21 protein-coding genes are annotated in these 22,181 nt (G+C 55.1%); 11 read left to right on the plus strand and 10 right to left on the minus strand.

Annotated features, from left to right (window positions below; genetic code table 11):
* Positions 1-8: 8 nt before the first annotated feature.
* From N5923_RS11550 to N5923_RS11585, 8 genes are all read left to right on the plus strand, one after another.
* A complete protein-coding gene (locus tag N5923_RS11550) occupies positions 9-1,160 on the plus strand; it encodes an amidohydrolase (RefSeq protein WP_267143744.1) in 1,152 nt (383 codons plus the stop codon).
* 23 nt (positions 1,161-1,183) lie between these two features.
* On the plus strand, positions 1,184-2,032 hold the full coding sequence (locus N5923_RS11555) for a VOC family protein (protein ID WP_267143942.1): 849 nt from the start codon (positions 1,184-1,186) through the stop codon (positions 2,030-2,032).
* Between the two features lie 125 nt (positions 2,033-2,157).
* Positions 2,158-3,762: an ABC transporter substrate-binding protein gene (locus N5923_RS11560; protein ID WP_267143743.1), complete on the plus strand. Its 1,605-nt coding sequence runs from the start codon at positions 2,158-2,160 to the stop codon at positions 3,760-3,762.
* A gap of 305 nt (positions 3,763-4,067) precedes the next feature.
* Positions 4,068-4,793, plus strand: a complete 726-nt coding sequence (locus N5923_RS11565) for an aspartate/glutamate racemase family protein (protein WP_267140567.1) — start codon at positions 4,068-4,070, stop codon at positions 4,791-4,793.
* A complete protein-coding gene (locus N5923_RS11570; protein WP_267140566.1) occupies positions 4,781-5,782 on the plus strand; it encodes an ABC transporter permease in 1,002 nt (333 codons plus the stop codon). The genes N5923_RS11565 and N5923_RS11570 overlap by 13 nt, the downstream gene beginning before the upstream one ends.
* Entirely contained in the window at positions 5,779-6,666 is an 888-nt protein-coding gene (locus tag N5923_RS11575; RefSeq protein WP_267140565.1) for an ABC transporter permease, read from the plus strand. Before N5923_RS11570 ends, N5923_RS11575 begins: the two co-directional genes overlap by 4 nt.
* A 3-nt stretch (positions 6,667-6,669) precedes the next feature.
* Positions 6,670-8,328 carry an ABC transporter ATP-binding protein gene (locus tag N5923_RS11580; RefSeq protein WP_267140564.1) on the plus strand — a complete coding sequence of 553 codons (1,659 nt, stop codon included), beginning with the start codon at positions 6,670-6,672 and terminating at the stop codon, positions 8,326-8,328.
* Between the two features lie 19 nt (positions 8,329-8,347).
* Positions 8,348-8,686 (plus strand): hypothetical protein, encoded by a 339-nt coding sequence (locus N5923_RS11585; RefSeq protein WP_267140563.1) that lies wholly within the window; start codon positions 8,348-8,350, stop codon positions 8,684-8,686.
* Positions 8,687-8,907: 221 nt separating this feature from the next.
* Here N5923_RS11585 and N5923_RS11590 read toward each other — a convergent pair whose 3' ends face one another.
* From N5923_RS11590 to N5923_RS11605, 4 genes are all read right to left on the minus strand, one after another.
* Positions 8,908-9,864 (minus strand): aliphatic sulfonate ABC transporter substrate-binding protein, encoded by a 957-nt coding sequence (locus tag N5923_RS11590; protein WP_267141097.1) that lies wholly within the window; start codon positions 9,862-9,864, stop codon positions 8,908-8,910.
* Positions 9,861-10,715, minus strand: a complete 855-nt coding sequence (locus N5923_RS11595; RefSeq protein ID WP_267141135.1) for an ABC transporter substrate-binding protein — start codon at positions 10,713-10,715, stop codon at positions 9,861-9,863. Before N5923_RS11595 ends, N5923_RS11590 begins: the two co-directional genes overlap by 4 nt.
* Positions 10,715-11,854 carry an LLM class flavin-dependent oxidoreductase gene (locus N5923_RS11600; protein WP_267141136.1) on the minus strand — a complete coding sequence of 380 codons (1,140 nt, stop codon included), beginning with the start codon at positions 11,852-11,854 and terminating at the stop codon, positions 10,715-10,717. Before N5923_RS11600 ends, N5923_RS11595 begins: the two co-directional genes overlap by 1 nt.
* Before the next feature lie 241 nt (positions 11,855-12,095).
* Positions 12,096-12,830: a transporter substrate-binding domain-containing protein gene (locus tag N5923_RS11605; protein WP_267141137.1), complete on the minus strand. Its 735-nt coding sequence runs from the start codon at positions 12,828-12,830 to the stop codon at positions 12,096-12,098.
* 190 nt (positions 12,831-13,020) lie between these two features.
* On the opposite strand from N5923_RS11605, the gene N5923_RS11610 reads away from it, so the two are divergent.
* Together N5923_RS11610 and N5923_RS11615 are read left to right on the plus strand one after the other, a co-directional pair.
* A complete protein-coding gene (locus tag N5923_RS11610; RefSeq protein ID WP_267141098.1) occupies positions 13,021-13,602 on the plus strand; it encodes an NAD(P)H-dependent oxidoreductase in 582 nt (193 codons plus the stop codon).
* Between the two features lie 29 nt (positions 13,603-13,631).
* On the plus strand, positions 13,632-13,940 hold the full coding sequence (locus N5923_RS11615; RefSeq protein ID WP_267141099.1) for a putative quinol monooxygenase: 309 nt from the start codon (positions 13,632-13,634) through the stop codon (positions 13,938-13,940).
* Positions 13,941-13,973: 33 nt separating this feature from the next.
* Here N5923_RS11615 and N5923_RS11620 read toward each other — a convergent pair whose 3' ends face one another.
* Complete coding sequence (locus tag N5923_RS11620) at positions 13,974-14,873, minus strand: LysR family transcriptional regulator (protein ID WP_267141100.1); 900 nt, start codon at positions 14,871-14,873, stop codon at positions 13,974-13,976.
* Positions 14,874-15,001: 128 nt separating this feature from the next.
* The gene (locus N5923_RS11625) at positions 15,002-16,279 is read right to left on the minus strand and encodes an acid phosphatase (protein ID WP_267141101.1); all 1,278 of its coding nucleotides are present in this window, start codon (positions 16,277-16,279) and stop codon (positions 15,002-15,004) included.
* A gap of 270 nt (positions 16,280-16,549) precedes the next feature.
* On the opposite strand from N5923_RS11625, the gene N5923_RS11630 reads away from it, so the two are divergent.
* Positions 16,550-18,598 carry a DUF4034 domain-containing protein gene (locus tag N5923_RS11630; protein ID WP_267141102.1) on the plus strand — a complete coding sequence of 683 codons (2,049 nt, stop codon included), beginning with the start codon at positions 16,550-16,552 and terminating at the stop codon, positions 18,596-18,598.
* A gap of 180 nt (positions 18,599-18,778) precedes the next feature.
* On the opposite strand, the gene N5923_RS11635 is transcribed toward N5923_RS11630, so the two are convergent.
* From N5923_RS11635 to N5923_RS11650, 4 genes are read right to left on the minus strand one after another with little or no spacing between them, the layout of a single operon-like run.
* Entirely contained in the window at positions 18,779-19,447 is a 669-nt protein-coding gene (locus tag N5923_RS11635; protein ID WP_267141103.1) for a methionine ABC transporter permease, read from the minus strand.
* Entirely contained in the window at positions 19,435-20,223 is a 789-nt protein-coding gene (locus N5923_RS11640) for a methionine ABC transporter ATP-binding protein (protein WP_267141104.1), read from the minus strand. The genes N5923_RS11635 and N5923_RS11640 overlap by 13 nt, the downstream gene beginning before the upstream one ends.
* Complete coding sequence (locus tag N5923_RS11645) at positions 20,216-21,019, minus strand: MetQ/NlpA family ABC transporter substrate-binding protein (protein ID WP_267141105.1); 804 nt, start codon at positions 21,017-21,019, stop codon at positions 20,216-20,218. The genes N5923_RS11640 and N5923_RS11645 overlap by 8 nt, the downstream gene beginning before the upstream one ends.
* A gap of 24 nt (positions 21,020-21,043) precedes the next feature.
* Complete coding sequence (locus N5923_RS11650) at positions 21,044-22,066, minus strand: isopenicillin N synthase family dioxygenase (RefSeq protein WP_267141106.1); 1,023 nt, start codon at positions 22,064-22,066, stop codon at positions 21,044-21,046.
* Positions 22,067-22,181 lie beyond the last annotated feature (115 nt).

Raw genomic sequence — 22,181 nt, forward strand, 5'->3', positions numbered from 1 at the left:
GGATAAGCATGGCCGAGATCTCCACGGAACAACTGGTGCGCTGGCGTCGCGAGCTGCATCAGCATCCTGAACTGTCGAACCACGAATTCGAGACTACTGAACGTATTACCCGCTGGCTGCAACAGGCTGATATTCGTCTGCTGCCGCTGCCGCTGAAAACCGGCGTGGTGGCAGAAATCGGCCATGGCGCCGGATTGATTGCCCTGCGCGCCGATATCGACGCACTGCCAATTGAAGAAGCCACCAGCCACCCCTGGAAATCGCAAAACCCCGGTGTGATGCACGCCTGTGGTCATGATGTGCATACCTCGGTGATGCTTGGTGTGGCGTATCGTCTGCGCCAGCAGGAGCACTCGCTGCCTGGCCGGGTACGTATTCTGTTTCAGCCCGCCGAAGAGACCTTCAATGGCGCGCAACAGCTGCTCGATGCCGGTGCTTTAGAGGGCGTGCAGGCGATTTTCGGCATGCACAATGCGCCGGATCTGCCGATCGGTACGCTGAAAACCCGTGGCGGCGCGCTGTATGCCAATGTTGATCGCTTTGTGATCCGTATTAATGGCAAAGGCGCTCACGCCGCCCGCCCTCATGAAGGGGTCGATAGCATTGTGACTGGCAGCCAGATTGTGCTGGCGCTACAGGCTCTGCCAGCCCGCGTTTTCAGTTCGCTGGAGTCGGTGGTGGTAAGCGTGACGCGCTTTAGCGCAGGCAATACCTGGAATGTGCTGCCGCAAACGGTCGAACTGGAAGGCACGGTACGCACCCATAACAATGCGATTCGTCAGCAGATCCCGCAGCGTATTGAGGCAATTATCAACGGTATTGCCGCCGGTTTTGGCGCTGAGGCTGAGCTGGAGTGGCAGGCCGGTCCACCGGCGCTGGTGAATACGCCAGAGTGGGCGGACTTTGCCCTGCAACTGGCGCAGGAATCCGGCTATCGCAGCGAAGTGGCGACGCCGCAAATGGGTGGCGAGGATTTCGCCTTCTATCTGCAACAGATCCCAGGCGCTTTTGTCAGCATCGGCAGTGCCAGCGAATTTGGTCTGCACCATCCGGGATTCGATCCCGCTGAAGCGCTGATTGGACCGGCGGTCGACTATTTTACCGCGCTGGCGCCACGCGCCCTGCTCGCCCTGACGCAACCGGAGAGCCTGGCATCCTGATGGCAAAAACAAGGAGAGTCGCGGTGGTGATTCCGGTTCCCGCCCCTGAATTGGATCATGTGGTGATTACGGTGGCCGACCAGCTGGATAGCGCCAGCGTGCTGTACCAGCGGCTGGGCTTCCAGCTGACGCCGCGTGGTCATCATTCGCTCGGCTCCAGTAATCATCTGGCGGTGTTTAAGCACAATTACCTTGAGCTGCTGGGGCTGGAAAAAGGACGCGCCCATTTGCGCCCCGATTTGCAGCATTCGGTGCCGGGTCTGAATGCGCTGGTGTGGAAAACCGACGACGCCGATGCGGTTTATCAGCATCTGCAACGTCAGGATCTGGATGGCGATGCACCTGCGGCTTTTTATCGCCCGGTCACCCTGCCCGACGGCAACCAGCAGGAGGCGCGCTTTCGCACCGTGTCATTACGCCCGGAGCTGGTGGTCAACGGGCGCAGTTTTTTTTGCCAGCACCTGACGCCGCAGTCAGTGTGGCAACCCGCGTGGCAGCAGCACCCGAACGCCGTCAGCAATATCAGCGAATTTGTGATTGTCGCCCAGGATCCGGCACGAGTGGCGCAGGTTTACAGTCAGCTGTTTGGCAGTAATCGTATTGTGGCCTGCCTGGACGGCGCGTTTGTGTTACGTGCCGGCGCCGCCACCGTACGCTTTGCCGCCGCCAGCTATGTCGAGAACCGCTTCGGTGCACTGCCCGCTGATTATCAGGGCGAGGCGCGGATGGTGGCAATCAGCCTGCAAAGTGACGATCTGGCAAAAACCCGCGCCAGCCTGCTGCATGGCGAGGTGCCATGGCGCGAGCAGCAGGATGCGCTGGTGGTCGATGCCGCGAATGCGTTTAATCTGACGCTGCGTTTTCATCGTTAAGCGCTTTATGCCATATTTCAGCTAATGAAACCGTTTTTAGTTAATAGTGAACGGATCGCATATTTGTTAGTTTGCTGATGCACCTGAGAAAACCATCGCAATTAAAAAATATTGAGGTCTTTGCTATGCAGATAAAACGGCTGTTCGGTCGTGCTATTTATTTACTCTTCCTGGGAATCAGTTTAATTTCAGCCGCTGCGCAGGGCGCCAGCACCACGCCGGAAAAAGGCGGAACCTTAACCTTAATATTACCCAGCGAACCCTCTTCACTGGTAGCGCTGGCCACCGTCGCACAACCGGTTATTGCCGTTAGCAGCAAAGTTAATGAAGGCCTGCTGACGTATGATTACGATCTGAATCCGCTGCCGCAACTGGCGACCTCATGGGAAATTAGCCCGGATGGTAAGCAATATACTTTCCATCTGCGTAAAGGCGTAAAATGGCACGATGGCCAGCCATTTAGCGCCGAAGATGTGGCATTCTCGATTAATTTATTAAAGAAAACCCATCCGCGCGCCAAAGCCACCTTTGCTAATGTCGAGTCGATTGAAACCCCGGATGCCTTAACTGCAGTATTTAAACTGAGCCATCCGGCGCCCTATTTAATTCGCGCCTTCGCCGCCGGTGAAACCCCTATTCTGCCAAAGCATCTGTATACCAGCGATGATGCGCTGAAAAACCCGAATAATAATCATCCGGTTGGCACCGGGCCATTTATCTTTGAAAAATGGCAACGCGGCAGCTATATCATTTACAAGCGCAACCCAAATTACTGGGACAACCCTAAACCTTATATCGACCAGCTGGTGGTGAAATTCTCCACCGATCCGGTGGTGCGCTCGCTGGATCTGCAAACCGGTCAGGCGGATATCGGTTATCGCACGCCGGTGGCGCTAAGCGAACTGAAGCGATTGAAGGAGAAAGGAGAGCTGGTATTTGATACCAAAGGCAATAATTACTCTTACAGCGTCGCCTCCATCCATTTCAACCTTGATGATAAACTGTTTAAAGATCTGCGTGTACGTCAGGCGATTGCCCATGCGATTAACCGCAAAGCGCTGCTGAATGTGGTCTATTTTGGCTACGCCACGCCGACCGAAACGCCGGTGGCGCCTGGGCTGAAAACCTTCCACAGTACCACCCCTTCGCCTTATGAATATGATCTGGCGGCGGCGAATAAATTACTCGATGACGCCGGCTATAAAAAAGGCAGCGATGGCGTACGTCTGCGGGTCACTCTCGATTATAATACTTTTGATGATACCTTCCGGCGTAATGCCGAATTTGTCCGCTCCGCATTAAGCCGTATCGGTATTGCCGCCACCCTGCGTTCACAGGATCTTTCAACCTATGCGAAGCGGGTATTTACCGACCGTGATTTCGCCTTCTCGATTGACCAGTATGCCAACCTGTATGATCCCACCGTTGGCGTGCAGCGTTTATACTGGTCGCAGAACTATCGTCCGGGTGTGCCTTTTACCAATATTTCCCATTACAGCAATCCGCAAGTGGATAAATTACTGGAAGCCGCACAAACCGAAAATGATCCGCAAAAGCGTCTGGCCGAGTTCCGGCAATTCCAGGACATTGTGCAGCGTGAATTGCCGGATATTAACCTCGCCTCACCGCAATTTATTACCATCGCCAATAAACGCGTACAGGATCATTCGCTGACTGCCGATGGTCTGGAAGGCAATATTTCCGGCGTCTGGCTGAAAAGCGAACCTTAATATCTTATCTATAAGGTTAAGCACATTTCAAACGCCTGCCGCCTTGCCATGGTGCAGATCATCGGCACGGGCGGCGAGAACGCCGCCCCTACATAAGCCTATGAATTTTCTGTAGGGGCGGCGTTCTCGCCGCCCATAAGTAAACAGCCACTTTCAACTGTATTTATCTTAACTGATCAGCATTGCGGTTACTGCAGAGTTTTATGCCCAAAGCGGCAAAGCTATGCGCATAAACTTGATATCCAGCGATTAAGCGGTCAGTTAATTTATTGTTTGAATTTTGTCAGGGAATTTGAGGCTTCAGTATGAATATCGCAGTCAGAAAACCCGCTACGATCGGCATTTTGCTGGTTAAGACCCACTTCCGTCGCTATCAGGGAGATATTGGTAATCCGCAAAGCTGGCCGTTTCCGGTGATTTATCAGGTGGTGGAGGAAGCCATTCCGCAACGTATGGGGCATCTCGGTGAGCATCAGCTGCTGGAACCGTTTAAACGTGCGGCGCAGAAACTGATTGATCAAGGCGTTGACGGCCTGACCACCAGTTGCGGCTATCTCTCCTGGTATCAGCAGGAGCTGGCGGCCTGGTCACCGGTGCCGGTAGTCACCAGCAGCCTGCTGCAATATGCCAGCCTCGCGCAGTCGTTGCCAGCACAGCGTCCGCCACTGATTCTCACTTTTGATGAGAGCACGCTGAAAGCGGACTATCTGACACGGGTGGGTATTCCGGCCGATGCCGCGGTGGCGGGAATGCCTGCTGATTCTGAATTTGTCCGCTCGATTCGGCAAGGTGATGACAGTGTCGCCTGGTCGGTGCTGGCGACTGAAGTGATCGCCACGGCGGCCAGCGCGCTGCAACGCTATCCGCACAGCGGCGCTTTCCTGCTGGAGTGCACCAACCTGGCACCGTTTAGCGCGCTGTTGCAGGCGGAATTTGGCCTGCCGGTGTACGACACCCTGACGCTGGTTAACGGTTTCCAGGCGGCACTGCGCCCACCGGTCTGGGACGGAGGCCAGCAATGGACCCTCTGATAATTCGTGGTCGGCGGCTGATCATCACGTTGGGTAATGCGTTGTTGCAGGCGATCCCTGCCGCAGTCGGCATTGTGCTGGTGGTGTTTCTGTTCCTGCAGCTGGTGCCGGGTGATGCGGTCGATGTGATGGCCAGCCAGTCCGGTAGCGCCACCGCCGAAACCATGGCCTGGCTGCGTGCCGAATACGGTCTGGATAAACCGGTGCTGGCGCAGTTTGTTAACTATCTCAGCCATCTGGCCCATTTCAGCCTCGGTTACTCACCGCGCTTTGGCACCGATGTCACCAGCCTGATCTTCGGGCGTCTGCCCGGCACGCTGCTGCTGATGCTGCTGGCCCAGCTGCTGGCGCTGACTATCGGCATTACCTTTGGCGTGGTGATGGCGGTGTGGGCGAATAAGTGGCCCGATCGGCTGTTAACGGTGATTAATCTGCTGCTCTACTCGCTGCCTGGTTTCTGGATTGGCTTGCTGATCCTGCTGCTGTTCTCGGTGCAACTTGGCTGGCTGCCCAGCGGCGGCAACCAGACGGTAGGAGCCAGCCTGACGGGCGGGTCAGCGATGCTTGATACGCTGCGCCATGCGCTGTTACCGGTACTGGCGCTAAGCAGCTACTTTATCGCCATCTATGCGCGCCTGACGCGCAGCGCGATGCTGGAGATCGCCGGACAGGACTTTATCCGCAGCGCCCACGCCCGTGGCCTGCCTCCGCGCACAGTGATTGTGCGTCATATCCTGCGCTGCGCCCTGATGCCGGTCACCACCGTGGCGGGCATCTACTTTGGCAATCTGCTGGGCGGCGCAGCAGTTATCGAAACGGTCTTTAACTGGCCGGGGCTGGGTAGCCTGGCGATGGAAGCCATTATCGCCCGCGATTTCAATGTGGTGCTCGGCGTACTGCTGCTGTCAGCCTTTATGGTCGTGCTGGCCAATATCGCCGTCGATCTGCTGCAAAGCTGGCTGGATCCGCGCATCGGGGGAAGCAAATGAAAACTGTCGTCGAACCGATCCATGCCGCGCCATCGCCGGTACCGGATATCAGGCATGCCCGGCTGCACCGCTTCTGGCGCACCGCCGAAGGTGTTTGCGGATTCCTGCTATTAACGGCGGTGCTGATTATGGCGTTGATTGCGCCGTGGGCGTTTCCCGGCGATCCGCTGGAGATGGTGGCGCAACCTTTTCTCTGGCCGGGTGAAGATGCGCAGTTTCCGCTGGGCACCGATTCATTAGGTCGCGATGTTGCCGCCGGTATTTTTCATGGTGCGCAGGTCTCGCTGCAAATTGGCTGTGCGGCGGTAGCCATCAGTCTGCTGCTGGGCGTGGTGGCAGGCGCCGCAGCTGGCTATTTCGGCGGCTGGCTGGATCGCGTGGTTATCCGCGTGGCGGAGCTGTTCCAGACCTTCCCCTCGTTTCTGCTGGTGGTAGTGCTGGTGGCTATCGGACAGCCGACGGTCGGTTATATCGCCTTCGCCATCGGCCTCGCTTCCTGGCCGATGATTGCCCGCCTGGTGCGCACCGAATGCCGCCAGCTGCGTTCGCAGGATTTTATCCTCGCGGCGCAAACCCTTGGCTACAGCCATCTGCGGATTATTTTTCGCGAGCTGTTACCAAATCTGCTGCCAACGCTGGTAATCAGCATTTCGGTGCTGATGGCTTCCGCCATTCTGACCGAATCATCACTGGCGTTTCTGGGCTTTAGCGATCCTAACCGTATTAGTTGGGGATCGATGATTGGTGACGGACGTCAGTCATTACAGAACGCCTGGTATCTGGCGGTACTGCCGGGCGGCGCGCTGGCGATCACCATCCTCGCGCTGAATCTGTTGGGTGACGCGCTAAACGATGCGCTTAATCCACGTCGTAAAGGAAACTGAATCATGGCGAAGCTGCTTGAGTTTGAAAACTTTTCCGCCAGTTTTGGCGATCAGCGTGCGGTGCGCAATCTCAATCTTGCACTGCAACAGGGTGAGTTTCTGGCGCTGGTGGGAGAATCTGGCTGCGGTAAATCGATTACCGCGCTGTCAGCGATGCGGCTGGCGCCGGAGAATGCGCGGTTGTCCGGCGCGATACGCTATCAGGGTCGCGATCTGCTGAGCGCTCCGGCGGCAACAGTGCGGGGTTTACGCGGCAATGAAATCTCGATGATTTTTCAGGAGCCAATGACCTCGCTTAATCCGGTGCTGACCATCGGCCAGCAGCTGACTGAGACACTGCGCTGCCATCGCGCGATCTCAGGCCGCGCCGCACGCCAGCAGGCGATCGATCTGCTGGATCGGGTGAATATTCCGCACGCGGCGCGCCGGGTGGATGACTACGCCCACCACTTTTCCGGTGGTCAGCGTCAGCGCATTATGATTGCGCTGGCTGTCGCCTGCGAGCCAAAGCTGCTGATTGCCGATGAACCCACTACCGCGCTGGATGTCACGGTGCAGCAGCAAATCCTCAGCCTGCTGGATCGCCTGCGCCATGAGCTGAAGATGGGCGTGCTGTTTATCACTCACGATCTCGGCCTGGTCGAGCAGCGCGCCGACCGGGTAGCGGTGATGTATCAGGGGCAGAAAGTCGAGGAGAACAGTAAAACCGCACTGTTCCACCAGCCGAAGCATGCTTACAGCCGCGGATTATTGGCCGCCTCACTGCATAGTATGGAAGCACCGCATTACCTCAGTCAGCGGCTGACCGAGATTGTGCATCAGCCGGAAGCGGCTCCGCGCCTGATTACGCCGCCGCTACGCAGCTTCGCGCCGCTAAATCGTCTTGCGCCGCCGTTACTGCAACTGGAAGATGTCAGCTTTAACTATGCCGCTGATAGCGGGTCTGCCGGAGTAAAGAATATCTCGCTGACCCTTCAGCCTGGCGAAACCCTCGGGCTGGTCGGTGAGTCCGGCTGTGGTAAATCGACGCTGTCGAAGCTGATCCTGCGCCTGCTCACGCCTGACAGCGGTAAGATCTGGCTGGATGGCCATGAGATCGCGCAGTGGCGATCGGCGCAACTGGCGCCGCTGCGTCAGCGCATGCAGATGGTGTTTCAGGATCCTTACGCCTCACTGAATCCACGTCATACCATTGAAGAGATCCTGACTACGCCGTTGCGCGTCCATCGACCAGAGAGCCGCGCCAGCCATGCCCAGAGCGTGCGTCAGGTACTGGATCAGGTCGGTTTACCGCAGAGTGCCTTAAAACGGCTGCCGCATGCATTTTCCGGCGGCCAGCGTCAGCGTATTGGCATTGCGCGTGCGCTGATTGTCGATCCCGCACTGCTGATCTGTGATGAACCGGTCTCCGCGCTTGATGTCTCGGTTCAGGCGCAGATCCTTAATCTGCTGGTCGATCTGAAGCATGAACGTCAGCTGTCGCTGCTGTTTATCTCCCACGATCTGGCAGTGGTAAAATATATCGCCGACCGCGTAATGGTGATGTATCAGGGTGAAACGGTGGAGCAAGGCGATCATCAGCAGATCTGGCATCAGCCGCAGCATCCGTATACCCGGCAGTTATTGCAGTCGCTGGCAGGACGCCGTGAAGCGGCGGCGTGATTTTAATGGAGGTTGTGCAATGAAAAAGGCTTTACTTATTTCCGGGCTGCTGTTTTCTGTATCTGTTGCAGCCAAAACCCCTGATTGCCATTCCTGGCCGATGAATATGGCGGAAGTCTGGCTGAAAAACGAAAAAATCGTGGATATAAACCAACTGGATGAACCAAAGACAGAGTTCAAATTACTCGCCTCTGAAAAGAAAAAGGAGGGTTTGTATACTCAGGTTTCTCATTTTGTCTTTCATGATAAGCACGGCAAATCTTACAACCTGATTACACAAAGTGATGCCACTCAGGAAGAGTGCTCTGCCAGTGAAGTAAACGTTTTCCAGGTGTCAAAAACCGCTATTAATCACTAATGTTTATTGAGCAAAAAGGGGGCGTCCCCCTGAGCTGGTCAGTTAAGAAAAATAGAGTTGAAAGTGGCCGTTTACGGGCGGCGAGAACGCCGCCCCTACAGAAATTTATAGGTTTATGTAGGGGCGGCGTTCTCGCCGCCCATGCCGATGATATGCACCATGACGAGGTGCGAGGCGTTTGAAATCTGCTTAACCTTATGGATTTACCCTTACCCTGGCAGTTATTCAGCCAGATTAACCACATGGCTGGCGATATCCGGTAATGCTTTGATAATTCCCTGCTGCTGATACCAGGCGGCGATATGCGCGATATGCGCCACCTCTTTCTCACCTACGGTGGTAACCGGCACGGTATTGACGTTACCCAGCTGCTGCGCCAGTGCATCACCTGGTTGGCCCATCTGTGACGCCCAGATTTTACCCGCCTCCAGCGGATGCGCTTTCGCCCAGGCATTCTCCTGTTGCAACACCTCGTAGACCCATTTCAGCACCTGCGGATGTTGCTGATAGAAAGCATCGCTGACAAAGTAGCCGGCGGCATTTTCCGATCCTACCGCTTTGCCATTGCTTAGCAGGCGGGCATCGTAGCTCTGTTGCGCCAGTGACAGGAACGGATCCCAGATAGCCCAGGCATCAACATGGCCGCCAACAAAAGCGGTGCCGGTGTCAGACGGACTGAGATAGACCTTTTGCACCGTATCTTCCGCCAGCCCGGCGCTGCTTAGCGCGCGTGACAGCAGATACTCGCCGGTGCCGCCTTTATTAACCGCCACCTTTTTGCCGCGCAGGTCGGCGATGCTGTTTATCGGGCTGTCTTTGCGCACCACAATCCCCTCGCCGTCGGCGGGCATCGCCTGATAAGCGAAGAAGCGTAGTGGCGATCCGGCGGCAATGGCGGTGACAAAGGCGGTGGAGCTGCCGGTGGTCATATCAATCGAGCCAACATTTAGTGCCTCATAAGCTGGTGCCGCAGCGGAAAACGGCCCCGCCCACTGCACCTTGACCTGATGGGCCGCCAGCGATTTTTCCAGTGTGCCTTTCTCTTTTGCCAGCGCCAGATCGGTTGGCCCACGCAAAAAACCAATACGTAAGGTGATCTCATCAGCGGCGTGCGCCCCGCTCAGCGCGCTGCAAAGCAGCAGTGCGCCCAGCCAGCCGTTTTTTTTCCAGAGGGTCATGCGTTGCTCCGTGGTGTTAACGAAAAAGAGGTGTCAATAAAACCGGCCGCGTACAGGTCATCAGCCTGCTGTTGTTGCTCATCAAGCAGTGCGGCATCGGCAGGGATAATCCCCCAGGGGCGGGCAGCGAGCGTGCTCTGCCACTCTTCACGGGTAATGGTGTTATTCAGATGCAGGTGCAGTAAGTCGGCCACGTCCGGCTGATGCTGCGCAATCCAGCGATCGTTGTGCTGGAGTTGCGCCACCAGCCAGGCAGCGGCCTGCGGATGGGCCGCAGTCCAGCCGCGGCGCGTCCAGAATAGTGAACGATTGACGATTAACTCACCCACTTCAGCAATACGCTGCACGCCAGCAGTGGCGGCAGCGCGCGTCAGCCAGGGATCAATCGCCAGCCAGCCATCAATCTCACCATTCAGCAGCGCATCCAGCGCCGCCTGTCCGCGCAGATCCTGTAAATCGATATCGTCACGGCGCAGCCCCTGCTGCTGTAACAGACGCGCCAGAAAGTGATCGGTAAAGGAGCCTGGCATCGCCGCCAGACGTTTACCGCGCAGCGAGGTCAGATCATTGCCTGCCGCGCTCAGTAAGGCGCAGTTAGCATCACGTGGCGTGGAGCTGGCAAGGTAAGCGACATCCAGCCCGCTTGCCGCGCTGGTGACCGGCGGGGTCGAGCCGGTGCCCACGATATCCAGCTGATCCTCACGTAACAGGCGGCCACTGTCACCGCCCTGCTGATAGTCGAGCCAGGCGATCTGCCAGCCTTGCTGCTGCGCAGCAGACTCCAGCACGCCGCGATGGCGTAAAATAAACAGTGAGAGATTATTAGGGTGGCTGCCGAGACGGATCTGCATCACTTCGGCTCCACTTCACTGACCGGACGATCCCACAGATTGCCCCAGGTAAAGGTATCATGGCGATCGGCCGCCGGACTTTCGTCACGCATGACATCCAGCAGTGGCATCACTAACTCGCTGAAACGATAGGCCTCTTCCAGCAGCGGGAAACCAGAAAGGATAAACACTTCAACCCCCGCATCCTGATAGGCGCGCAGCGTACGTTCTACCGTCTCAGGGCTGCCAACAATCGCAGTGCCGGGGCCGGGACGCACCAGCCCGATACCTGCCCACAAACCGGGATAGATTTCCAGGTCGCGCGCATTGTCCGGGCGCTGATTATTGTGCAGCGCGCCCATTCGCGCCTGCCCTACCGAGTCGGAGCCTTGCGCCAGCTGCCGCCGCGCCTGGATCGCCTTATCATCCATCGAGGCATAGAGCTCATCCACCGCCTGCCAGGCGCGCTCATCGGTTTCCCGCACAATCACATACAGCCGGATGCCAAAGCGCAACTGACGGCCATATTTCGCCGCCCGCGCCTTCACTTCCGCAATTTTCTCTGCGGCCTGCGGCGGGGTTTCCCCCCACGAGAGATAAGTATCAATATGCTGCGCCGCGACCTCCTGTGCCGCAGCGGATGAACCACCGAACCACAGCGGCGGCGGTGGATAGCCACCATTACTCAGCGCCAGTTTTGCCGACGAGATCTGATAATGGTCGCCGTCGAAGTCGACCTGCTGCTCTGCCAGCAACGGGCGCAGCACACGCAGAAACTCATCACTCAGCGCATAGCGTTCATCATGGTCCAGATGCATGCCGTACGCGCCGAGGGTGTTTTTATCGCCACTGACTACATTCAGCAGCACGCGTCCTTTGGAGAACTGATTAAAGGTGACCGCCATTTTCGCCAGCAGCGTCGGCGAAATCAGGCCTGGCTGGATAGCGATCAGAAATTTCATCCGCTCGGTATAGGGGATCAGCGATGCGCCGAGGATCCAGGGATCGTGCGCGCCGGTGGCGAGGAGCGCACCGGTAAAGCCGAGATGATCAACCGCGCGCGCCACCTGCTGAAAATAGGCGTAATTCACCTGACGACTGCCGCTGGCAGTCCAGGGTTGCGGGCCGTCTGGCGCGGTGAGATACCAGTAAATTTCCATCACGTTGTGTCCTGGCTGAAAAAAAGAACCACAGCAATAGCAAATCCGTCAGCCAGTGAAAAACAATCAAAATGGGTAAGCTTTGCCTGAATGCGGCATTAGAGGACATAAGGCGGCGAGAACGCCGCACTGACTGTCCCTTCCCCCGTGAAGCGGGGGAAGGGACAGGATGGGGGATTAAAAACTGAGATCTCAGGACGTTATTCCCCCCCAGACCCTCCCCCATAAATGGGGGAGGGGATCAGATAGCCAGCCACTGGCCGACAATCTTCTGATACTCGCCGGTAGCGGTACTCAGATGCAGCCACTGATCGACGTACAGCTTCCAGCTGATATCATCGCGCGGCAACATATAGGCTTTTTCGCCATACTGCATCGGCTTATCCGGGTTGACCGCACACAGTTGCGGATAGCGTTTCTGCTGATACAGCGCTTCCGAAGCATCAGTGATCATCACATCGGCTTTGTTATCCACCAGCTGCTGGAAGATAGTGACATTGTCGTGGAACAGGGTCAGATTGCCGTTGGGCAGATGGCTATGAACAAAGGCTTCATTGGTGCCGCCCGCCGGTTCCACCAGTCGTACCTGCGGCTGGTTCAGCTGTTCGATGGTCTGATATTTCTTTTTATCGGTGCAACGTACCAGCGGGATTTTACCGTCGGTGCCCAGCGGATTAGCAAACCACGCGGTTTGCTGACGTTTCAGCGTCACCGAGACCCCGCCCAGCGCGATATCGCACTGCTTCGCGAGGAAATCCGGCGTCAGGGTTTTCCATGTGGTCGCTACCCAGTTTACTTTTGCCCCGAGGCTCGCTGCCAGCGACTGCGCCATGGCGATATCAATGCCTTCATAGCTGCCGTCAGTGCGCAAAAACGTATAGGGTTTGTAATCACCGGTGGTACAAACGTTCAGGGTTTTGCTCTGCATCACGCGATCAAGATGTGACTGCGCGCTGGCGCTACCGGCCACCAACATCAATGTCACGGCCCATAATTTATTTATCACTGCACTGCCCTCTTTTCTGTTTTTTTATCGGCGGAAACCTTACCCCAGCCATCACCATTATTGCTGCCGAAGCAAAGGTGTTGTGATCAATCGCACATTTTTCTCTGGCCGCTACCAGCGTACACTGACTTAAATTCATGAACTGGAGAAGAAAAAGCGCATGAGCAAGATTTTTATTATTGATGCGGGCAAATCGTTTGCCCATTCCAAAGGTGAGCTAAACCATACCCTGACCAACGTTGCCGCCACTTTCCTGCGCGATAACGGCCATGATGTCGAGATTACCGTGGTGGATGACGGTTATGATGTGGCTACCGAAATTGAGAAGTACCTCGCAGCAGATACCGTAATTTATCAGATGCCAGGCTGGTGGATGGGTGAGCCATGGACCCTGAAAAAATATATCGATGAAGTGTTTACCGAAGGTCACGGCAAGCTGTATGCCAGTGATGGCCGTACACGCTCCGATGCGGCGAAAAAATATGGTTCCGGCGGCCTGATCCAGGGCAAGACCTATATGTTGTCGCTGACCTGGAACGCACCACTGCAGGCCTTTACCGATCCGGAACAGTTCTTTGAAGGTGTCGGCGTCGATGGGTTGTATCTGCATTTCCATAAAGCAAACCAGTTCCTCGGCATGGAAGGATTACCCACCTTTATCTGCAACGATGTGATGAAGCTGCCTGATGTTCCACGCGATATCGCGCGTTATCGTGAGCATCTCGGTAAGATCTTTGCTTAACTTAGTTATTCCCTTTCAGGAGTCGCAGTATGCTGACCGTCATTGCTGAAATCTGTGTTAAACCGGGCCGTCGCGACGAGGTGATGGCCGCAATCGCGCGTTTAACGCCGGTGGTATTGCAGGAGGAGGGTTGTGGCTCTTATCAGGCATTACTTGACCATAAAGCCCAGGTGCCGTGGAAGCAGCATTCACCGGACTCCATTTTTATGCTGGAGCACTGGGATTCGCTGCGTCATCTGGAGCAGCATCAGCAGATGCCGCATATGGAAGCCCATCGCAACGCGATCAAAGATGATGTGGTGGATGTGAAGATTTTTGTGCTGGAAGCGGCAAAATAATCCGTAAACCGGGCGGTGTTTGATCCGCCTGGCTTATAACAACGGTTTGCTGGCGATCTGCTCGCTGAGGAAATCGAGAAAGCAGGTGATACGCGCGGAGAGCGTGGTATTACGGTAGTACACAGCACTGACTGGATGGCGCATTTCCTGCGTCTCCTGCTCCAGCACCGGCACCAGCCGGCCACTGTCGCGATCCTCACGGCTGAGAAAGTCCGAGAGACGCGCAATCCCCTGTCCATATACCGCCAGCTGACGAATGGTTTCGCCGCTGGAGGCTGACACATCCGGCTTCACCTGCAAAAACTGCCCCTCACTGCGCCATACCGGCCAGATATTATGTTTATCTAACTGGGTAAAACCGATTAAACGGTGATTAGCCAGATCAGCCACGCTGACCGGCTGGCCATATTTCGCCAGATACGCCGGACTGGCCAGCAGACGCAGTTTACTGCTGCCTAAATTGCGCGCATGGATGGTTGAATCGCGCAGTTCGCCAATGCGGATGGCGATATCGGTCTGCTGCTCCAGCAGATCAATCACCAGGTCGTCAGTATGCAGTTCAAGCTGGATCAGCGGAAAGCGCGCCGAAAATTCCTCTACCAGCGGCACAATCACATGCAGCATAAAAGGCGTGGCGGCATTCACCCGCAGTCGTCCGGAAGGGATCTCACGGCGCTGGGCGATCTGCTCTTCGGCGGTTTCCACCGATGCGAGGATCTGCCGCGCGTGTTGCAGAAACACCTGCCCCTCTTCGGTCAGTGCCAGCCGCCGCGTGGTGCGATGCAGTAAGGTGGTTTGCAGCTTGTTTTCCAGGCGGCTTAGCGCGCGGCTAATACCGGAACTGGTCTGGCTCAGCTGTTCAGCAGCAGCAGTAATCGAACCGGTATCGACCACTACCACCCAGGCACGTAGTTCTTCAAGGGTGATTTTCACAGACTATCCCGCACACCGGAAACAAGAAGGGCGACCTGGTTGTCGCCCTGACTTTGGTAGATTTAACGCAAAACGTTAATTCAACTTATCATGTTTTCCGCGTCATCAATTGTCATTTTTGGCCTAAATCAGTGGCTGTGTGCAGGTTTCGCCAGCGCAAAAGCTGCCGACAGATCGAGACGCTGCCAGAATGCCTGATCGGCAGTCGAGCCGGAAAGCGGATAACCGGCCGGTAACGCACTATTGACCATTAACGCACGGCGCTGAGCGGCAGACAGCCTTGGTAGCGCGGTTTCCAGCAGTACTTCCGCCCCATCAGGCACCACCACGCGCGACGGCGACACCTGCTGCTGCGGCAGCCCATAGCTCATGGTAAAGCGATAGAAATCTTTCATTGCCGGCGAGCGATAAGGATCATCCTGACCTGCAGTTTGCGCGCATTCAGCCAGCGATGTGCCACACTCTTTTTCCAGCGCGCTACGCAGCTGATCGCGCGCCTCGTTAAACAGCGCGTGATAATGCGGATCGTTAAGGTAATGCGCGACGTTGCGCTGAACCACCATTCTGGAACCGATAATATCCAGCGGGTAATGCACCCCCAGCACAATGCGCGAGTAGCCATAGCGCGCGCCACGCTCCATCAGCGCGTCAAAACGCTCCGGGACCATTTCAGCCAGCAGCAGCGCATCGGTATAGCCGGTATTGGTATGTCCGCTCGGGAACGAGCCGCCATCGGCGGTATATGGCTGGTTATCTTTTACCACCACATCATCCGGTACCAGATGGATGCTGTTGCCTTTAACCAGGAAAGGACGCGGATAGTTAAAGTGTTTTTTTGCTGCGCTGGTGCTGACTTCGCTGGCTTTAATCAGCGCCGCCGCTTTGCTGAGTTCGCCTTTGTCATAGGCGGCCAGGAAAGCCTGACCGAGGCGCGGGCCAAGGGCATCAGCGAGATAATAGAGATATGAGATCCCTTCGGCATCCGCCAGTGCCTGATGGCGCGCGCCCTGAACCGCATTGAGGTTGATCGACGCCACCGTGGCGCTGCTGGCCAGCAATGTGGAATCCGGCAGCGCGCTGAAAGCGGATAACAGTTCAATGCCTGCCTGCTGATTGGCTCTGGTCTGGAAGTCATAGCCGCTGGCCTTCAGCCATGCACGGTCAGCCTGAGTATCGGTTTGCTTAGCCTTCTCCAGCTGGTCGCGCGTCAGGGTTGTCGCCGCGCCTTTTAACGCATTGCGCTGCGCCTGCAGGATCTGCATTTCCAGCGCGCCAAACGCCTGACTGGTCGAAGCCGGTGAAGTGCTGTTTGCCAGTGCCGCCGCCTGGGGTAAAGCATCGGTACGGGCTTGCACTTGCTGAGCGAACAGCAAAGCCGCCGCCACTATCGTTAAGCGAATTTTCATTTATTTTTCCTTATAATCAAAATATTACCTTGCCTGTTGTCGAGTCTGGCAGCGCCGGATGACATTTTTGTTGCAAGGTAACGTTTTGACATGCCTTGATACGCGCAGAAAAAATCTTTTCGGGCGGTCATGGCGGAAACCCCTCGCCAGTAAATAACAGATAGTTCCAATACGTTATTAAACGCCCTGAAATTTATTACCTTATTTGCTGCAATATGCAATCATTGTCATATAATCGAATGCCTGTCACCAAACGGGAAGGATCTCATTTTGCTGTCTTTAAATGAAATATTTGCTCTACGTCAACAATTAAGAGAGTACCTGCAGAGCAAGCAGTATGAAAAACTAACGCAATACTTCGCCACCGCCCATGCCGATTTTAAGGCTAATCGCGATAATAATATTTATCTCTATATTATCGATTTTGATTTTTTGCTTAGCCCGAAAATATACAGCCACAAAACCATCTCGCAATATTTAATCGACTGGCACCAGGCTCAGCCGATGAGCAGCTATCCCTGCCAGCTACTGGCGCAGCACTGGCTGACTATTGCTGGCGAAGAGCGCGGCGGTCAGTACGCTGAGGTTGTCAGCCATAATCAGTGGCAGCGTGCCGCTATCAGTAATGATTTAATGTTCTACTGGGCGGCAAAAGCCATTTCCCTCGACAGTCATTGCACTACCCTTTATCAACACCTGCTTTCAGCAACAGGCCATTTTCAGGAGCCGGAGTGGTTTCGCAACCGTCATGAGACGGTGCAGTTCGACTTAGCCTGGTATGGTTCGACAGCGCTGGAATTTGCTCAGTCAAAAGGCGGCGTGCCGTTATCCAGTACACCATTTAACACTGGTCTGCCGGAGCCCAGCGCGGAAGAAGCTACATTTGCGCCACTCTACTGGCTAAACCGTGCACTGGAATGCGATGCGCAAAATATTGTTGTCCGCACCCTGTACATTAACTACCTCTATCCCCGCTGGTATGGCGATGAGAAGCACCAGGCAATAGATGCATTTCTGGCTGGTGATTACTGTAAAAACCTGAGCGAGCCTCAGCGTAATATCCTGTATCGCACCAAAATGCTGGATAAAGTGAATAACATTGAGCACTGGCCGGATTACAGTAATGCCAAAAAATTAAAGCAGCACGATGAAAAGTTCCGCCAGCTGTTATCACTTAATATGCCAGCGCATGATATGGCGGTGACGCATATTATCTATATCGGTATGTGTTCACATTTCCTGCTGGATAATAATGGCAAGCTCTACGCGCAAAGCCCTTATTTTGCCCGACGTATTTATGACAGCATCGGGTATGTGCTTAACAGCGATCAAAGCTGGGTAATCTACAGCCTCGGTGAGAGTCTTATCCTGTGGTTAAGTGAAATCCCCTCCCATCCGGATTACCAGGTTGCTGATACTGATCACCTGTTAAAGCGTTATCTGGAAGCGACACAAGGTAACGGTGAAAATCATACCGAGCTGGTGTTCAGTGCTTTTGCCCGCCTTTATCCGACACAAGATATTCAGCTACAGCAACCCGCCGACTGGTGGCTTCAGCGCCTGCTGGATTCTGCTGCGGCGATGCCAGTGGAGATGCTGGGGGTGATTTTCAAGCGCCTGTGTGGTTTAGGCCATGCCGCGGCGGCGAAAGATTTTTTGTTGCAGCTAAGCGCCAGAGAGTATCTGCCTGGTACGCTGTTACTGACAGAACTCTTTGCCGGACAACATCCTAAACTGGCGGAGCGGCTGGAACTGGCCCCCGCGGCCGATAAAGCTGAATACTACCTCGATATCGCCTGTCGGGAGCGCTCCGCTGAGGCGCTGTTCCGCAAAAGCCGCGCGCTGGAAGAGCAGGCGCTAACCGCCTCGTCACCGGCAGAGAGCAATCGCCTGAATGCTGAGCGGATAACATTACTGGTTGAGGCGTCAGACCACGGGCACGCCATGGCGCGATATGATTACGCCTGCGCGCTGTTCTGGTCAGATGATGTCGACGATCAGCGTTTTGCGCTGGAGCAGCAGTGCGCTCTGCTGCTACTGGATGGCAAAGTGGGGCCGCAACAAACCGCCTATATCGCTTATCTGTATGCTTATGCGGCCTGGAATGGCCGGGGTATGGCGAAAAATATGTGGCTGGCAAAATACTGGATTGAGTATGCCCAGAGCTGGGATGACGCGGAGGATTACCGTCAGATGCGCCGGATGATGACCGACTATTTTACTCTGCGTTTTATCTTTCGTATCCGCGCAAAACAGGACGCCTCTAAAGTACCGGCATGGCAAATGGACTTAGTGAATATGATGCCGTCAGGAGAATAACAACATGATGTTTTTAATGATTTTTTTCGGACTTATCGCCGCCGTATTTGCGCAGCGTAAGCATAAGAAAAATGTTCAGCGTTACCTGAAAGATCCACTGCCGCGCCGTAAGTAAGCGGCAACGTTTAACGCCGGAACGAGGAAAGATTTACGCGTTCCGGCGTTAAGCCGCGCTGGCTGCTAGCGACGATGCGCCAGCCCGCGCACCAGCTGGTCTCCCATCCGTTGCACCAGCCAGACCAGCAGCAGCAACACAATCACCGTGGCGAACATTATCTGGTTATTGAAACGCTGGTAACCGTAGCGAATCGCCAGATCACCTAATCCCCCGCCGCCGATAACGCCTGCCATCGCGGAAAAGCCAATCAGCATCACTACCGTCAGCGTAATGCCGCTCATCAGCGCCGGTAAGGCTTCAGGTAATAACACGCGGCTGACAATATGCCAGTTGGAGCCGCCCATAGAGACCACCGCTTCCACCCGTCCGCGATCGACTTCTTCAAGCGCATTCTCCACGATACGGGCAAAAAAGGGGAAAGCCCCCAGCGTAATCGGCACCACCGCCGCCGTGCTGCCTAATGTGGTGCCGATAAGCAGACGGGTAAACGGGATCAGCGCAATCAGCAGTACCACAAACGGCAATGCCCGGCCGATATTCACCAGCACATTTAATGGCCGCGAGAGCCAGCGCTGCGGAAAGATGCCATCCTGACGGGTGAGAAACAGCAGCACGCCAACCGGCAGGCCGATAAGCACCGTAAACAGTGTTGCCAGCGCCACCATATATAAGGTTTCCAGCGTGGCGTTCAGCAACAATGACTGAAAGCGCTCCCAGCTTATGCTACCCATTGCGAAAGCTCCTCTGCATGGTGTTTTGCCAGGAAGGCGCGATCCGCTGCGCCATCCTGCACCAGCATCTGGCGCAAACGGCTCTGCGGGTTAGCCATAATCTGTGACACGGAACCACTTTCAATCAGCCGGCCTTTTTCCAGCAGCGCAGCGCCATGGCAAATGCGCTTTACCACCGTCATTTCATGGGTGATCAACACCACCGTAATATGCAGCTGACGCTGAATATCCGCCAGCAGATCGAGAATTGACAGCGTGGTTTCAGGGTCCAGCGCGCTGGTCGCTTCATCACAGAGTAAATAGTCAGGCTGCACGGCTAATGCGCGGGCAATACCAACACGCTGTTTCTGGCCGCCGGATAACTGAGAAGGCCAGGCTGCGGCAAACTCCTCCAGCCCCACCAGCTGCAACAGGGTTTTGACGCGCTGCCGCCGCTGACCGGCCGGCATACCGGCGATCTCTAACGGCAAGGCGATATTCGCCGCCACATTTAGCGAATGCAGCAAATTAAAGTGCTGGAAGATCATCCCCATCTGCTGCCGCTGACGGCGTAACTCGGCCACGCTTAAGCGGGTAATATTTTGTCCGTCGACGAAGATCTCACCCGAGGTGGGCCGCTCAAGTAAATTAAGGCAGCGTAACAGGGTGCTCTTGCCTGCGCCGCTACGCCCCAGAATGCCGAAAATGCTCCCTTTATCAATCTGTAGCGATACCTCCTGCAGCGCAGGGGTCGGCGTATCCGAATAATGTTTCGAGAGCTTTTCCAGTTTAATCATTCTTCTGATCCGCGACCGGAATCACCGAACCGTTATAGTGCTGACGGATAAACTCAGCCACCTGCGGTGAGGTTAAATCTTTTGCCAGCTGAATCACCCGTGGATCCTTAGCCAGCTGTGGGTTAGTGACCAGCAGGTTGGCGTAAGGGTTATGAGCAGCTGACTCCAGACCCAGTGAGTCTTTGGCTGGCACCAGTCCCGCTTCAAGCGCGTAGTTGCCGTTAATAATCGCCGCATCAACATCGTCAAGGGCGCGTGGGATCTGCGGCGATTCAATTTCCACGATTTTCACTTTCTTCGGATTCTCACTGATATCCGCCGGGGTCACCAGCGTTGAACCCGCACCGCCTTCCGTCTTAAGGCGAATCACCCCTTTGTCCTGCAACAGCCACAGCGCACGGCTTAAATTGGTCGTATTATTGGGTACCGCAATGCTTGCCCCTTCAGGCAGCGCCGCCAGACTTTTTATTTTATGTGAATAGATACCCAGCGGTTCGATATGCACAGTCGCGGCGACATTAAATTTTTTGCCTAATGCTTTCTCCTGATCGTGCAAATAAGGCAAATGCTGAAAATAATTAGCATCGACATCACCGGCCGCCAGCAGCTCATTGGCGTTAACGCCATTACTTAATTCAATCACGGTAAAATCGAGCGACGGATCTATTTTCTTCACATATTCTAAAATTTCCGCATGGGGCAGCGGATCGGCTGCCACCCGCAATGGGGCGGCTTGCAGCCCCTGGGAAATTAACAGAACTAAGCCAGACAAGGTTAATGCAGTTGCTTTGATCATCTTATTTGCTCTTATTTTTTGTGTTTAATTATTTTGGATATAATCGGCATAAAAACGTTTTGCCACATCAGGATGCGAACGCAGACGTCCTTTCAGGTAATTCCAGCCCACATCGCGTAATAGCGGATTAAGCGGATCGCTGGCGGGTCCCTGTGCGAGGCTGGCCAGGGACGCCGGTAACTGATACACCGGCACCACGGCGCCAAGTTCAGCGCCAAGGAAAAAGGCCACCGACAGACGCTCATTCTCTGCTTGCGGCGACACCACGCGATGGACGGTGGCGCGCAGATAGCCGTTAGTCGCCAGCTCCAGCAGTTCACCGATATTGACCACAAAAGCGTCGTCAACCGGCACCGCATCGACCCAATGGTCTGGCGTCACTTCAACCTGCAATCCCGGTTGTTTATCCTGCAGCAGAAAAGTGAGGAATCCGGAGTCCTTATGCGCGCCCACGCCCTGCCGGGAGCCAGTTTCCGGCCGGCCAGGATAGCGGATCAGTTTGATATGTTCGTTAGGCTTAGCGCCATAAAGATTATCAAAGGCATTGCGCGGCAGTTGCAGCGCAACAGCAAAGGCACGCAGCATTTCCAGCGCCATATTGGTCATTGCCCGCTGATAAGTGGTCAGCACCGTCTGCAATTCTGGTAACGCGTCGGGCCACTGGTTTGGCCCCTGTAAACGCGCCCAGGCTGGTGAGTTTTCATCTAACGTCAGCGCCGGCCGTTCTGCACCAAGATCGAATTGCTCACGATAATCTGGCTGACTGCGGGTTATTTCCACTCCTTCAAGGTTATAACCGCGAAAATGGGGCGAATTCTCCATTTTCACTTTAAGTTTCTGTTCTTTATCCAGATCAAAAAAAGCCCGCGAGACGCGCTGCACATTATTTAATAACTGCGCATCAATGCCATGGTTGATAAGGTAAAAAAAGCCAACATCACGCGCAGCCTGTCCAAGTTTTTCATGGAAATGCTGACGCTGACTTTCATCACCGTGCAGCAATGAAAAATCAATAACCGGAAGATCCAGAGGCTTCACGTTACTCATTAATAAACACTCCTGTTATTTATGAAACTTCACCTTGCCAGTTTGCCTGAAACTCAGCTACGAAAATTATATTCTATCTATAGCAGTAAAGTGGGATTTAAAAAAAGCTGGCAAC

This window comes from Winslowiella arboricola (genome assembly GCF_025527015.1).
In the GTDB taxonomy this organism is placed as follows: Bacteria; Pseudomonadota; Gammaproteobacteria; order Enterobacterales; family Enterobacteriaceae; genus Erwinia; species Erwinia arboricola.

Bases quoted from the DNA above. Each gene is read 5' to 3' on its own strand.
- N5923_RS11550 (WP_267143744.1), top strand. From the start codon at position 9: ATGGCCGAGATCTCCACGGAACAACTGGTGCGCTGGCGTCGCGAGCTG.
- N5923_RS11560 (WP_267143743.1), top strand. From the start codon at position 2,158: ATGCAGATAAAACGGCTGTTCGGTCGTGCTATTTATTTACTCTTCCTG.
- N5923_RS11565 (WP_267140567.1), top strand. From the start codon at position 4,068: ATGAATATCGCAGTCAGAAAACCCGCTACGATCGGCATTTTGCTGGTT.
- N5923_RS11570 (WP_267140566.1), top strand. From the start codon at position 4,781: ATGGACCCTCTGATAATTCGTGGTCGGCGGCTGATCATCACGTTGGGT.
- N5923_RS11575 (WP_267140565.1), top strand. From the start codon at position 5,779: ATGAAAACTGTCGTCGAACCGATCCATGCCGCGCCATCGCCGGTACCG.
- N5923_RS11580 (WP_267140564.1), top strand. From the start codon at position 6,670: ATGGCGAAGCTGCTTGAGTTTGAAAACTTTTCCGCCAGTTTTGGCGAT.
- N5923_RS11585 (WP_267140563.1), top strand. From the start codon at position 8,348: ATGAAAAAGGCTTTACTTATTTCCGGGCTGCTGTTTTCTGTATCTGTT.
- N5923_RS11590 (WP_267141097.1), bottom strand. From the start codon at position 9,864: ATGACCCTCTGGAAAAAAAACGGCTGGCTGGGCGCACTGCTGCTTTGC.
- N5923_RS11595 (WP_267141135.1), bottom strand. From the start codon at position 10,715: ATGCAGATCCGTCTCGGCAGCCACCCTAATAATCTCTCACTGTTTATT.
- N5923_RS11600 (WP_267141136.1), bottom strand. From the start codon at position 11,854: ATGGAAATTTACTGGTATCTCACCGCGCCAGACGGCCCGCAACCCTGG.
- N5923_RS11605 (WP_267141137.1), bottom strand. From the start codon at position 12,830: ATGTTGGTGGCCGGTAGCGCCAGCGCGCAGTCACATCTTGATCGCGTG.
- N5923_RS11610 (WP_267141098.1), top strand. From the start codon at position 13,021: ATGAGCAAGATTTTTATTATTGATGCGGGCAAATCGTTTGCCCATTCC.
- N5923_RS11615 (WP_267141099.1), top strand. From the start codon at position 13,632: ATGCTGACCGTCATTGCTGAAATCTGTGTTAAACCGGGCCGTCGCGAC.
- N5923_RS11625 (WP_267141101.1), bottom strand. From the start codon at position 16,279: ATGAAAATTCGCTTAACGATAGTGGCGGCGGCTTTGCTGTTCGCTCAG.
- N5923_RS11635 (WP_267141103.1), bottom strand. From the start codon at position 19,447: ATGGGTAGCATAAGCTGGGAGCGCTTTCAGTCATTGTTGCTGAACGCC.
- N5923_RS11640 (WP_267141104.1), bottom strand. From the start codon at position 20,223: ATGATTAAACTGGAAAAGCTCTCGAAACATTATTCGGATACGCCGACC.
- N5923_RS11645 (WP_267141105.1), bottom strand. From the start codon at position 21,019: ATGATCAAAGCAACTGCATTAACCTTGTCTGGCTTAGTTCTGTTAATT.
- N5923_RS11650 (WP_267141106.1), bottom strand. From the start codon at position 22,066: ATGAGTAACGTGAAGCCTCTGGATCTTCCGGTTATTGATTTTTCATTG.